This window comes from Sediminibacterium sp. (assembly GCF_051860225.1).
Lineage (GTDB): Bacteria > Bacteroidota > Bacteroidia > Chitinophagales > Chitinophagaceae > Sediminibacterium.
Window position 1 is genome coordinate 1,558,775 of the sequence record NZ_JBHYEI010000001.1, and the last position, 13,699, is coordinate 1,572,473.

A 13,699-nucleotide genomic window follows, 5' to 3' on the forward strand; every position below is an offset into this window, starting at 1 on the left:
AACGGTATTTACGCAACTATAATATAAAATGTATTCCCATAATATGTTAAATGACAGATTGCTCAAATTTGATTTTCTTTTTTGAGTAACGTGCTTTACCGTGTTGGCGGTAATTTTAAATTACGATAGTATAACTATAAAACAACGAAATGGCAAAAGTTAACTTAGACGCAATTATACCCAGAGAAGACTTTGAAGTTGAAGAAAACGCAACACCAGGAAAAAAGAAAGAAACACTTTCAATAGAAGACATCAAATCTGACTCATTCTTTTTTTCTAATGTTCGCAAACCAGATTTTCAAAGAGAAACAAATGAATGGGACAGTAAAAAAATTGCTGACTTTATAGAGAGTTTTCTAGATGGAGACCTTATCCCAGCAATTATCTTGTGGAGAAGCACAGGTGGTTACTTATTTGTAATTGACGGTTCACATAGGCTTAGTTCTTTGGCTGCTTGGATAAATGATGACTATGGGGACGGATCAATTTCAAAACTGTTTTATGATGGCATAATTCCTGACGAACAAATTGAGATTGCTGAAGAAACTCGAAAACTAATTCGGAAAAGAATCGGTTCATATTCAGATTTTAAATTAGCATTAACAAATCCCGAAAAGGTATCACCAGACATCCAGAGAAAAGCTAAAAACCTTGCAGCATTAGCAATTCAATTACAATGGGTTGATGGCGGTGCTAACAAAGCTGAGAACTCATTTTTTAAAATCAACCAACAAGCAGCACCAATAGACAAGACCGAATTAGTTTTACTCGAAGCACGCAAAAAGCCTAATTGTATTGCGGCACGAGCAATAATTCGAAGTGGAAAAGGACATAAATATTGGTCCAATTTCTCAAAAGAAAATCAAACAACAATACAAGAGTTGGCTAAAGAAATCAATTCAGTATTATTTGCACCAAAACTTGAAACACCAATAAAAACATTGGACATACCAGTTGGTGGTAAAAATTACTCTGCACAAACTTTGCCTTTAATTCTTGAGTTTATAAACATTGTAAACAACATTCCAACTGACTTTAGGGAAAGCTTGCCAGATGATTTAACCGGAGACGAAACCGTTAATATTCTTAAACAAACAAGGCGAATAGCTTGGCGAATTAATAGTAATCATTCATCATCATTAGGACTACATCCAGTTGTATATTTTTATTCGCAAGATGGCAGACACAAGGTAGCTTCGTTTTATGCAACTCTCGCATTTGTAAAAGAACTTGAAGAAAAAAAGAAACTAATTGAGTTCTGCTTGGTAAGACCAAATTTTGAAAATATATTATTGCAAAATGACTCTTTAATACAACAGATAAATCGTAAATACAGAAGTGCAACTGCGAGTTACAGCCAAATTAAAGATTTTTACTTTGCAGTAATTGAACTCTTTCAAAACGGTGTTAATGAAAGTGAAGTAATCACGCAACTCATTAAGACTAGCAAATTCAACTATTTGACATTAACAGTTGAGCAAAATGAAATTACTTCTAACAAATTCTCGACAGAAAGAAAATCCGCTATATACATAAAAGAAGCACTTTCAAATGCTCCTAAATGTAAATTATGCGGTGGTTACATTCATAGAAATTCAATTTCAATTGACCATATTGACAGAAAACAAGACGGTGGACTTGGAACTATTGACAACGGACAAATAACACATCCATATTGCAATACAACACTCAAAAACTAAGAAAAACTACCGCCAACAGCCATTTGGCGTCATGCGGTGAGACGTGCTTAAATTCAATCGCAGTGCTCCTATTGACCTTTAGTGGTATGTTGACAGTAAAGTGCTCCTAAATCCCGCACGAACGCCAAGCGGCAAAACGTTATGAGTCACCCTATTGGAGCATTCCCTTCTTAATTGTGGTCCGACAGAGAGGGCTTCAGCAAGCTACCACTCATTTTAGCACATTTGCAAGGCACACAAATCTTGACACAAAGCCAACCTTGCAAAAGAGCTAAAATTTTGCTATCCCAGATCAACCACCGACATTAATAAATCGAAACCGCTTCAAACAGTAACAGATTTACTAAATTTGTTGGTATGACAGCAGTGATAGACATAAAACCACTCACCAATGAGTTACCAAGCCACTTTGCAGACAGGGTTGGACAGCTTTATGCTAAAACTGTTTCGACACAGCACAAGAAGGAAAATGGACAGTTTTTTACTCCGACAGAAATTGCTCATTTCATGGCAGGACTCACCAAACAGACAAAAGACAAATTTAAAATACTTGACCCAGGTTGCGGCACTGCCACTCTTTCAAGTTCACTCATTGAAACACTTGTAAAGCATAATGACAATTTAAAGGAAATAGAACTCGTAGTTTATGAAACCGACCAAGACATTTTACCTTACACACAAGCAGTGCTTGATTATTTAGGCAAATGGCTAAAGCAACATAAAATTAAATTTAAAGCAACGCTTGACACAAATGATTTTGTACTTGAAAACAAAGATTGTTTTCAGGTTTCAGCTACTCTCTTTTCTGAACCCAAAAATGCTACTTACGATATAGTAATTTCAAATCCACCCTATTTCAAAATATCAAAGGATGATAAACGGGCAACTGTAGCAAAGTCTATTGTTTGGGGGCAACCTAATATTTATTCAATCTTTATGATGGTGGCAACGAAGATTTTAAAAGAAGGCGGCGAACTAATTTTTATCACGCCGAGAAGTTTTGCTTCAGGCAATTACTTCAGGGCGTTTCGTGAAGCTTTCTTTCAAGAGATAGAAATTGAACATATTCATTTATTCGGCTCAAGGACTGACACTTTTGACCGTGACTGTGTTCTTCAAGAAACTTTAATCTTAAAAGGTAGGAAGCAAAAACTTAATGAGCATTTATCTTCAATACTTGTAACACATTCCAACGGAATAAGAGATATTGAAAGTTTTACTGAAAAGATTTATAAAACTGACGAACTCATTGACTTAAAGTCAAAAGAAAAAATCATTCACCTTCCAACTAATGAAACAGATGATAAAGTAATCAAGTTGTTTAAATCATGGGCAGGTAGTTTACGACAGTACGATATTCAAATTTCAACAGGCCCAGTTGTTTCATTCAGAGCAACTCAATATTTATTTGAGCAATACCAAAATGGAACAGTTTTTTTAGTTCCGTTGTATCAGCTTATCAATACAACTAAAATGCAATTTGACTGGCCTGTTACTAAAAGGAATAAGCCTCAATACATTCAAATTTGTGAAGCAACCAAATCACTTTTAATTCCAAATAAGAACTACGTTTTTCTCCGTCGGTTTAGTGCAAAGGACGATAAAAGTAGGCTGGTTGCAACGCCTTACTTTGTAGATATTACTCAAGCAGAATATATAGGTGTTGAAAATCATCTAAACTATATTTACAGACCAAAAGGGCATCTTGAAAGAAATGAAATATTAGGACTTGCTGCCTTGTTAAACAGTAATCTCTTTGACACATATTTCAGAACCTTTAACGGAAATATAAATGTGAGTGCAACTGAATTAAGGGAAATGCCCTTACCCCCACTACACGATATTAAAGCAATTGGTGACCAACTTATTTTGGCAAATAACTATTCAGCGGAGTTTGCAAGTCTAATTGTAGACGAATTTTATAACATTGACGAATTAATTACAAATGAAAAAAGTTAAAGAAGCTCTCAAGCTTCTAAAGGAATTAGGCTTACCGCTAAAACAACAAAATGAACGTTCTGCTTTAGCTTTGTTAGCTTTTGCTAATTTAAAGGTAAATTCTAATTGGTCAGATGCCACTCAAATTAGTATGTCTGTAGTTGGTAGCAAAGACGGAAAAGGAAAATATCCGGGAATTATGCAGTTCATAAATCAGAATTACTCAAAGGTCAAAAAATACAAAGAAAATAGCAGAGAATCATTTCGTGACGAAACAGTAAAACCATTTGTTCAAGCGGGTATCTGCGAACACAATCCAGAAGAGCCCGGACTTTCTCCGAATAGTAAAAATAATCACTACAGACTTACTTTAGAAGTATTAAAAGTAATAAGAAGCGTAGGTAGTGCAAATTTCGAGACCGAGCTTTCTGAATACAAAAAAGAGGTTGGCACTTTGAGTGAAAAATATGCAAAAGCAAGAAATCTTTTAAAAATCCCTATTAAGCTGTCAAGCGGTGAAGAATTTGAATTTGCACCTGGTGTACACAATCAATTGCAAGCAGCAATTATTAAGGATTTTGCGTCTGTCTTTGCACAAGGTAGTGTAGTTGTATACTTAGGCGATACTTCAGATAAAGATTCCCACATGGATAAAAAGCTTTTAGCTAAATTAAAAATTCCAATCGCTATTGATACAAAACTTCCAGATATAATTCTTTACGATCAAAAGAAAGATTGGTTGTTTTTAATTGAAGCAGTAACATCTGTGGGTCCAATGTCTCCTCAAAGAATAATTGATTTAGAAAAGATGCTAGCTAATTGTAAATCAGGCAAAGTATATGTTACAGCTTTTCCTGATCGCAGCGTTTTTCGTAGCCATATGGCAGACATAGCATGGGAAACTGAGGTATGGATTGCAGACAATCCAACACATATGATTCATTTTAATGGTGACCGTTTTATGGGGCCAAGATAAGATAACTCACCAAGTCAAGCGCATTTGCAAGTCACATAAATCCGACATACAAAAACTAACCTTGCAAAAGAGTATGCCTGACCAACCGCACAAGGATAGTGCAAACTTGACACGAAAGACCGTTGAAAGAATGAAGAGCAGCTTGTAACATGAACTGTACAAAAACCATATAAAAAACTACCTTTTTAATGTAAAGTTGAACAGTAATTAGGTTGATAAAGAGAATTGTTTTTTACTACAGCAAATACTTGTTTTAATAGCTTGTTCATAAGTGCTATTAGTGCTTGTTTCCCAGTTTTGCCATTCGCTTTCAGTCTGTCAAAAAGTAGTTTACAAGCCTCATTAGTTTATTTAGCATTCATGGCACACATGTATAAAACATCACGAATTGGTTTGCCACCTTTTTTATAGAAGCGGTTGCTTCCTTTTATATTAGTCTCATTAGAATATTCTGTTGAACTTAACCCAGCAAAGCTGATTGATTGACGATGATTGGTAGTATGTTTAAAACATGGAGTGAAGATGATTAATAAAGCATTAGCCCGTTTTTCAAGGTCATTGATAATACACTTCTTTAGTTTGATTAATTTTTATTCTTTGTGAAAGAAGAACTTTTATCGTTTTAAAATAATTTTCTAATCATACCAATTCAAAGTAATATACCACAATTAACACCAGAAATAACTAATAAACAATCATATCAATCAATAAACCAAATAATTTCACTTTGGGAAGAGCTAGTGAACATGCAAGAGTATATTAATAAACTTGTATTAGAGTTAAGATCAAAATTTGAACCAAAGGAGTATGCTGAAATCAAGCTGCTTTTGTTTAATAAAACACATGATGACTGGGTGATTTTTAAAAATTCAAAAGCAGAATTAGATGCATCTCCATATCTTGGTCTCAAAAGATACAAGGAAGTAAAAGCTTCAAGTATGTTGGAAAGCACAAAAAGTTATATTCAGTATTTAGAATTAATAAAGGATTCCATCAAATGATTTTTGTCACTTTTGTTTGCAAATAAATCAAAAAATTATATTCTTTTGGAATTCAGGGTCCCAATTTATTCCTATTGCATATTCAGATGAAAGTGACCCACTAAAGAGTGTGTGTTTTAAAGGGAGAAATTTTGACCAATGCTCATTTATGCTTTAGGTATAATTGTCATTTTATACCATAGAAAGCAGAATATTTGAAATCGTATCTGATTAATAATCATTACATAGGTTGAGATAAGTTATTTTATACTATTTTGAAAGGAGTTAAATTCAATAATCAATGAAATTTGGGAAGACAATAAAACTGTTTCTTTTAGATGGTGATCCCAATGGGCGTATTAGTTGTGAGTTATCTAACTGGACTGGCAAAGCCTATAAAATATCCAGGATCAAGGTAAAAGATAGTGGAAATCGTGAAGAACTAAATAGCACAGGGGTATATTTATTATTTGGAAAACTTGAAGACCAAACAGATCAGGTTTACATTGGCGAAGCAGAGTCAATACTACGAAGGTTGAACCAACAAGTAACTCAAAAAGAATTTTGGAATGAGGCTATTGTATTTATTAGCAAAGATGAAAATCTTAATAAAGCCCATATTAAATATCTTGAAAATCGGCTTCATGAATTAGCTAAACAGGCTAATAGGTATAAAATCGAAAATGCAATAATCCCTACCCAGTCATCCATTTCTGAGTCAGATAGAGCGGAAATGGAAGAGTTTATTGAAAACATTAAACTTTTAGTAAACACACTAGGTCATAAAGTTTTTGATGACAAAAGAGAAATCAAATCTATTCAGAAACACGAAACGTTTTTTATAAAGGCATCAAGAGGTGCTGATGCAATGGGTGAGCCGACCTCAGAAGGATTTGTGGTTTTTAAAGGGTCTAAAGCTTCAGCAACAACAGTTAATTCAATTTCTATTCCATTTCTAAATCTAAGGGAATCTCTTATTGATAAAGGTATTTTACAATTAACCGAAGATGTTCTAGTTTTTACCGAAGATTATGTTTTTAGCAGTCCTTCAACAGCAGCGGTTATGGTCATGGGAAGAAATGCTAATGGGCCACTTGAGTGGAAATTAATCAATGGTAAAACACTTAAAGAATTTGAAACAAACGGAAAATGATTTACTACTTAAATTTTATTCTAGATGCCAACATACAGTGAACTTCTTGAAATGCCAGAATGGAAAGTCAAAAGGAAAGAGATTGTAACCAGAGACAAACAAACATGTCAAATCTGTTCCAATTACAATCATTTAATGGGCTTAAAAGTTGGTTATATAAATAGGAGTGAGATAAATAATAATGAGCTTTGCTTAGGATGGAATTTTTCCGGTCTCCAAAATAGTAGTGTAGTTCACTTTGATGGAATGACTTATATGTTATACATTAAGGATAGAAATACTTTAGGGTTTAACGAACTTTATAATTACCTAGTTTATTTTGAAATTATTGAAACACACAGGTATATTGTAGCAATCAGCGAGGTAGATATTCCATTTACAAGTTTCAATTCTTACCGTTTTATAGGAAGTAAAAATCCATTTAAACAAAAGAATTTTATAACTAAAGCAAAATATTTAGTCGTTCACGGTCTTCATGTTCATCATACTTACTATCAGTTGGATAAAATGCCATGGGAATACCCATCTAAAAGTCTCAAGACAGTTTGTTGGAAATGTCATGAAGAACTCCATAAAAGTGAAAAGGTTCCTATTCTAGACTCGAATAATATTCAAATTGGGGAATTAACACCTTGTACTAAATGTTGTGGAGCTGGCTATATACCACAATACCGTCACGTTGAAAATGGGATTTGTTGGGATTGTAATGGAAAGCGTTTTATTGAATTTTAAAATCATAGTCATTAATACTTAACTAGGTCACTAACAGAATAGTTCAAAATATGATTTATAAATACAAATTTTTTATTTTAATAATTGCTCTACTATTACTAATAACTGTAATCCTCTTTTTTATAATTCTGCCAATGAATCTTGATAAAAAAATTAAAATAACAGACTACATAACATTAATAGCTTTAGTACTAACATTGATTGCTGCTGTTTTTGCATTTTATTTTAAAAATCAACAAGCAATTTTATTAAATGCTCAAAGACAACAAGATTTGTTAGAAATCGCAAAAGCAAATGAAAGTTCTGCATTAGCAAGAAGAGATTCTGAAAAGGCAAAAAAAGATGCAGCTACAGCTTTTGAGAAGGCAGCAAGTTCAAATGAAAAAGCAGCAAAGGCAGAACTTAAAAGTAAGGAACTAGAAATGGAACTTCTTCAGTTAAGACTTGCAGTTTCTGATAGATTTCTACCAGACTTTGTAAAAGAGTCTTTGACAAATAAATTGAAGTATTATCAGGGAATAAGAGTATTAATTATTTGCAATATTTCAAACAACACTGAGCCAATGAATTTTTCAATAGAGTTAAAAAATTTTTTAATTGGCATTGGCTGGAATACTGAAGTAAAGAATAACCAAAATGTTATGATTCCCCCACCAACAGGAATAAAGATTTATACTAATGGCGAAACAAATCTTACAATTGCAAAATTAATAAAGGAAGAATTTGCTAATATTAATTATCCTTGTGATATTATTAAAACTAACGACTTTAATGAATCTATATTAATACAAGTCAATTCAAAATAATTCTTCATACAAAAAGTATTTTTGTGTAAGTGTAGAAAGAGGGAATTACAATTCAACGATATATTTTCAAGTTCTGAAATAGGTTGATTTAAAAAATCATTATATACTTTAACAATCAGATTATTCAAGAGTATTTTACACAGTGCTGTCGCTATAGAATTTCCAAACTAAGTATCAAATAAGCAGAGGAAAATACTAGGAGCACAATTTTTATATGACTATTTGGATTATCATACTATTCTTGGTTTCCCTTGCTCTTGTTATTATTTATCGAGATATTCAAAATGATAAGTTACTTAGAACTGTAACTAATAGGAGCAGGGGTACTTGGTCAGAAAGGGACTTAGTACTAAGACTTCTAAAGAATGGGTTTTCTTCTGAAAGGATCTTTCATGATTTATATGTTAAGAAATCTGATGGGAGTTACTCACAAGTTGATATAGTTATACTAACAGAGGTTGGCATTATAGTAATTGAAGTAAAACATTTAAGTGGTTGGATATTTGGGACTGGAAATCAAACAAAATGGGTTCAAGTATTAGCCTATGGTAAACAGAAGTATTCTTTTTATAATCCAGTTTTTCAGAACAACAGTCATATAAAGTACCTAAAGAGTAGATTGTCCAACTTAGAAGATATTCCCTTTTATTCCTTAATCGTCTTTTATGGTGACTGTGTTTTAAAGGATTTATCTCAAATTCCAAGTGAAATTAGTATTGTTAAATTTGATGATGCAATAGAAGCAATTACCAAACTTATACAAACTGGGAAGAAATCTACTTATACTAATTTAGCTGATATCGAAGTTATATTATTTGAATCTGTTAATTATGGTGAAGATAGAGATGTTCGACTTCAACATGCTGAAAATATTAGAAGTAAATTGAATCTTCATAGTTTTTAAATTCCAACTGATAACAAAATACTTTTAGTAAGTTAGGAATTTTTACAATGGACTATCAACTTTGCTAGTACTAATGAACTTCTGTAATTTAATTTAAATCAAACTTTTAATTTGTGGCTAAGCCTAAAATTATTAATCATCATTAAAATATGACCTTTTAAATGTCTGAAAAATTAAATTCCAAAATTGCTGCAGAGTTTTTAAAACTGAAAGAGGATGGAAATCTATATCATCGAGAAAGCCAGTTTATTGAATTTAAAGAGTCCTTTAATTTAAAGGGACTTGCTGACTATTTTCGAGATTTTTCAGCATTTGCTAATAATAAAGGGGGCTATTTAATTTTTGGTGTTAAGGATAGACCCAAAAGAGAATTGGTAGGTCTATCTTCAAGTGCTTCTGAACAATTTGATAAAATTGACCCGGAAAAAATTTCAGGTTATTTGCTTGATATATTTTCTTCAAATATACAATGGGAGCACGAACTTTATGAATTTAAGAATATGAATTTTGGTTTTTTCTACATTTATGAGGCTGTAATAAAACCAATTATTTGTAAAAAAGATGAAGGCAAAGATCAAATCTTAAAAAATGGTGAAGTCTATTTTAGGTATGGTGGTCGTACACAAAAAATCCAATCAGCAGAACTAGAATCAATAATACAAAAACGAATTGAGCAAACAAATCACCAATGGATGGATTTAGTTCAAAAAATAGGTAAAAGTGGACCACAAAATGCTGCAATACTTGACTCTGAAAAAGGAATAATCGAAAAAGGGAATAATCAAATTTTGGTAGTTGACGAGAACTTATTAAGTGGATTTCAAATTATTAAAGAAGGACAGTTTGCAGAAAAGAAAGGTGCAATGACTTTAAAATTGGTTGGAGATATTACACCTATTAATCAAGTTGAAGTCATAAAAAAAGTAAGAGAAGATAAATTGAAAGAATATCCATTATCAGCAGAACAACTTGCAACTGAAATTAAAAGACGATTACCTAATTCAAATAAGAATCGAATTTGGGAAATTATAAAAGAGATTGATTTAAAAAATAACAAAGATTATTCTGACTACTCGTTTAGAAATCAACAACAGAGATTAGATTATGAGGAAAGAAAAATTTTAGCAAAAGGTGTTCCTTCAATTTATAAGTTAACAGCAGTTGGTTTACTTGTAAAAATGTTAACGAATGAATAGTAAAATGAAACTTCAATTTCTTTTTGTTTTTTTTTGGCGCTATGATTATGGCCTAAATATTTTCATTTTATTGTGATTAGACTATGTCCTAATTTAATGTTTATTCTCATTTTCTAATTATACTTTTATTGAGAGGACGATAAATCAACCCAGAAGATAAACGAATTATTAAATAAAAAATTGGTGTTTATGAACTTTTCATTATTTCCAGACGAAGAACAATGGAAACCAATTAAGGAATTTCCACAATATCTTGTTAGTAGTCAGGGGAGGGTAAAACATACTTTGACTGGTAAAATGAAGGTGCAAAAAAGAGAAGTTCAACGTCGAAAAAATGGAACAGTATCTTCTGCCTACCTTTTAGTTATTTTAAGTGACTTTAAAGGGAAAGATGGCAATACATATAGACGTTTTGTTCATAGGCTGGTTGCAATTGCATTTCTCGGAAATCCACCTACACCAGAGCATACTGTTGACCATATAGATACAAATCCTTTGAATAACAATCTTAATAATTTAAGATGGGCAACAAAAAAGGAACAGTTTTTGAATAATAGAATTTCTAATAAGTGGCCAATTTCCTTAGAGAATCTTCCACATGAAGAGCGATTAAAAACTTTAGATAAATTAAATTTAAATTTTAGTAAGGATATATAATTTTAATTTGATTCTCAACTCGAATTTTAATTATTTCCATTGTTTATTAGTTGTTTTGTCAGTATAATTTATAAAAAGAGATTATTATAAAAATGAAAAAATATAGTATTCTATGAGTTATGAATATGAACATAAAAAGTGACAGAATAAACCCAACAACGGATCATCATAATCGGTACAAATTAGTTCTTGTAATACCTGTTTCTTCTATTTTTAACTAGGCCGATTTTAGGAAGATGTCAAAATCATTATTATGTATTTTAGAAAAGCAAATTCTCAATTTTTAATCTAGACCTTCATTCAAAAAGCTATATACCTATTTCTAAAATATTAAACCTTTTAAACCAACTACAATGAAAAATATCTTCTTTTCACTTATTTTACTTTGTTCCTTTAGTTTAGGAGCATTTTCTCAGACCACCGTAAAGATTGATTTTAAAACAAAAACAATTGAATATCCTACTAAAGTTCAGTTGCAAGAAGCAAAAGATGTTCAAATTAAAGTAATTAATATTCCTACTAATCTTTATAAGGTAAACATTAATAAAACCGATTCATTTGTAAATATTGGAACTCCACCAGCACTTTTCAACGTATTTAATTTCGGGGATGGTTTTAATAGTCTATTGGGTAATCTAACGGGTTACAGTGTTCGCAATTTGAATGAATTTGTTTCTTCATCTACTCAAACTGAAGGCCTTTCAACGAATTTAAAAAAAATGATGTTAGAGTATAAGGTAGAGGAGGGCAAGGCAAAAAAAATTACTGACCTTATAAGTCAAAATGATTGTGATAAATCTGTTCCCCTTATAATGCCATTTATGACAGAAATGAGAATAAAATTATTTGATTTTCATTTTAAATTTAGAGATCAAGTCATAAAAAATGCCGATAAGCTTGTTTATGAAAACAATCTGAATCCATTAACAGCTATAAAGTTTAGAGAAGGAGCAGAAGCAATCATTCAACGAAGACTAGAATTTGAGAAGGAAATTGAAAGTTATTTCTTGAATTACTACGATTCGATATTACCCAAATATGATATTGTTAATAAATGTATTCCACTTGCAACTTCAGACAGCATGCTAAGTGCATATAAAGTTGGATTTGCTCATTTTCTTAATAAATTTGATACCACTTTCAATGAAGTATTTATTGCAAGAGAATATAAGAAGTTAAATGCAACACCTCCAGCTACTGAATTTATTTCTTTGCCATTTGAAGTAAAAAGTGATATAACAAAGTTTGCTATTGATATAACTGGAATTGATGCTAATAAAACACCACAATCATATAATACTACTTTTGAACTAAAAAAACATCCAAATAGAATATGGGCATTCACAACAGGTGTTTTTGTAAGCGGGTTGAAGAATGATGAGTTTTCAATTCTTACGCGAGTACAACCCAATGGTATTAACCCTATAAAGTTGGATACACTTAACTATTCAATACTTCAAGAAAACAATTCTGGAGTAAGTGCTGGAATTAATGCTTTAATGCATTTTGGTGGTTATTTTAGTAATACAAGTGATTTCGGAGGATTTATATCATTTGGTCCAGGATTGACGCTTGAAAAAAATCCTCAAGTTCGTGTAATGATTGGAGCAGGTTTACTATTTGGACGTACAAATAAACTTGCGTTAACTTTTGGTAGGATTGGAGGTCCTGTTAAAAGACTTTCAAGTAATTATAATACAACAGATAAATACAATCCAGCACCAACGGACATTACTCGAGATAGATTTAGAGGAAGTTGGTTTTTATCTCTTGGTTATGGATTGTTTGGTAAATAATATTTCTATTCTTTTTAAATTTAAATAATCTCCTAGTTTTGGCAAATGAAAAACTTTTGACCTATGGTATTTTAAACGGTGAGTTAAAACATATTTCTACTGTTTCAAATGGACTTTCTTGTAAATGTATTTGTGCATGTTGTAATCAAGCTTTAGTTGCAAAAAACAATCCGAAAAATAAAAAAGTAATTCATTTTGCACACCATTCAGGAGTAGAATGCGATGGCGCATTTGAAACCTCTTTACATTTATTAGCAAAAAAAATACTTGGGGAGACCAAAACCATTTTAACACCCCAATATCACTATGACTATAATCCCGAGAATGCTAGATCTAAATTTAAGAAATCTCGACTAGTCTCATTTGAAGAAATAATTTTAGAAAAAAGTATCAAATTCAAAAATGAAAGTTTTGTTCCCGATGCAATTTGTGTAAAGCAATCCAAAAAACTATTTATTGAATTTGCCAATACACATTTTATTGACGAGTTAAAAAAGAATAAAATTCGTAAATCTGGTATTGCTTGTATTGAAATTGATTTATCAAATCAAATTTTAGACGAAGAAAGTCTCAAAGAATTCTTATTGTCTGATTCTGTAGATATTTATTGGATTACAAACCCGAAATATGACAAAGAATATCTTGATTTTAAATTGAAAAAGAAACTTGAAAGTGATGAGCGAAGGAAAAAGTTAGCTATTGAAAATGTGTTGAAAATGGCCGAAGAAGAAAAGATAAATCAAGAAAAGATAGAGAAATCTAAGTTCAAGTAATAAGTGCAATTTTTTGTTGTAGCACTTGATTAGGGGTTAAGTAATTAAATTTTCTAACTGGTCTATCATTTAATAATTGTTCAACACG

At 31.5% G+C, this 13,699-nt stretch carries 13 protein-coding genes; 12 read left to right on the forward strand and 1 reads right to left on the reverse strand.

What is annotated here, in order from left to right:
* The first annotated feature begins 149 nt into the window (after positions 1-149).
* The 3 genes from ACTIEI_RS06720 (at position 150) to ACTIEI_RS06730 (ending at position 4,614) form a co-directional block, all read left to right on the forward strand.
* Positions 150-1,700: a GmrSD restriction endonuclease domain-containing protein gene (locus ACTIEI_RS06720; protein ID WP_439505516.1), complete on the forward strand. Its 1,551-nt coding sequence runs from the start codon at positions 150-152 to the stop codon at positions 1,698-1,700.
* Between the two features lie 357 nt (positions 1,701-2,057).
* Positions 2,058-3,659: an Eco57I restriction-modification methylase domain-containing protein gene (locus ACTIEI_RS06725; RefSeq protein ID WP_439505517.1), complete on the forward strand. Its 1,602-nt coding sequence runs from the start codon at positions 2,058-2,060 to the stop codon at positions 3,657-3,659.
* Positions 3,646-4,614, forward strand: coding sequence for a BsuBI/PstI family type II restriction endonuclease (locus ACTIEI_RS06730; protein ID WP_439505518.1), 969 nt, complete (start codon positions 3,646-3,648; stop codon positions 4,612-4,614). Before ACTIEI_RS06725 ends, ACTIEI_RS06730 begins: the two co-directional genes overlap by 14 nt.
* A gap of 347 nt (positions 4,615-4,961) precedes the next feature.
* Here the strand turns inward: ACTIEI_RS06730 and ACTIEI_RS06735 are convergent, their stop codons facing one another.
* A complete protein-coding gene (locus ACTIEI_RS06735; RefSeq protein WP_439505536.1) occupies positions 4,962-5,198 on the reverse strand; it encodes a transposase in 237 nt (78 codons plus the stop codon).
* Between the two features lie 162 nt (positions 5,199-5,360).
* Between ACTIEI_RS06735 and ACTIEI_RS06740 the strand changes: the two genes are divergently transcribed.
* The 9 genes from ACTIEI_RS06740 to ACTIEI_RS06780 all read left to right on the forward strand — a co-directional run bounded on the left by ACTIEI_RS06740 (position 5,361) and on the right by ACTIEI_RS06780 (position 13,611).
* Positions 5,361-5,615 carry a hypothetical protein gene (locus ACTIEI_RS06740; RefSeq protein WP_439505519.1) on the forward strand — a complete coding sequence of 85 codons (255 nt, stop codon included), beginning with the start codon at positions 5,361-5,363 and terminating at the stop codon, positions 5,613-5,615.
* A 280-nt stretch (positions 5,616-5,895) separates the two neighbouring features.
* Positions 5,896-6,747 (forward strand): GIY-YIG nuclease family protein, encoded by an 852-nt coding sequence (locus tag ACTIEI_RS06745; RefSeq protein ID WP_439505520.1) that lies wholly within the window; start codon positions 5,896-5,898, stop codon positions 6,745-6,747.
* 24 nt (positions 6,748-6,771) lie between these two features.
* Positions 6,772-7,479, forward strand: a complete 708-nt coding sequence (locus ACTIEI_RS06750; protein ID WP_439505521.1) for a hypothetical protein — start codon at positions 6,772-6,774, stop codon at positions 7,477-7,479.
* 134 nt (positions 7,480-7,613) lie between these two features.
* Positions 7,614-8,285, forward strand: coding sequence for a hypothetical protein (locus ACTIEI_RS06755; protein WP_439505522.1), 672 nt, complete (start codon positions 7,614-7,616; stop codon positions 8,283-8,285).
* A gap of 214 nt (positions 8,286-8,499) precedes the next feature.
* On the forward strand, positions 8,500-9,189 hold the full coding sequence (locus tag ACTIEI_RS06760; RefSeq protein ID WP_439505523.1) for a nuclease-related domain-containing protein: 690 nt from the start codon (positions 8,500-8,502) through the stop codon (positions 9,187-9,189).
* A 161-nt stretch (positions 9,190-9,350) separates the two neighbouring features.
* Complete coding sequence (locus tag ACTIEI_RS06765) at positions 9,351-10,385, forward strand: ATP-binding protein (RefSeq protein ID WP_439505524.1); 1,035 nt, start codon at positions 9,351-9,353, stop codon at positions 10,383-10,385.
* Between the two features lie 189 nt (positions 10,386-10,574).
* Positions 10,575-11,042 (forward strand): HNH endonuclease, encoded by a 468-nt coding sequence (locus ACTIEI_RS06770; protein ID WP_439505525.1) that lies wholly within the window; start codon positions 10,575-10,577, stop codon positions 11,040-11,042.
* A 353-nt stretch (positions 11,043-11,395) separates the two neighbouring features.
* Complete coding sequence (locus ACTIEI_RS06775) at positions 11,396-12,838, forward strand: hypothetical protein (RefSeq protein ID WP_439505526.1); 1,443 nt, start codon at positions 11,396-11,398, stop codon at positions 12,836-12,838.
* Between the two features lie 38 nt (positions 12,839-12,876).
* A complete protein-coding gene (locus ACTIEI_RS06780) occupies positions 12,877-13,611 on the forward strand; it encodes a hypothetical protein (RefSeq protein WP_439505527.1) in 735 nt (244 codons plus the stop codon).
* Positions 13,612-13,699: the final 88 nt, after the last annotated feature.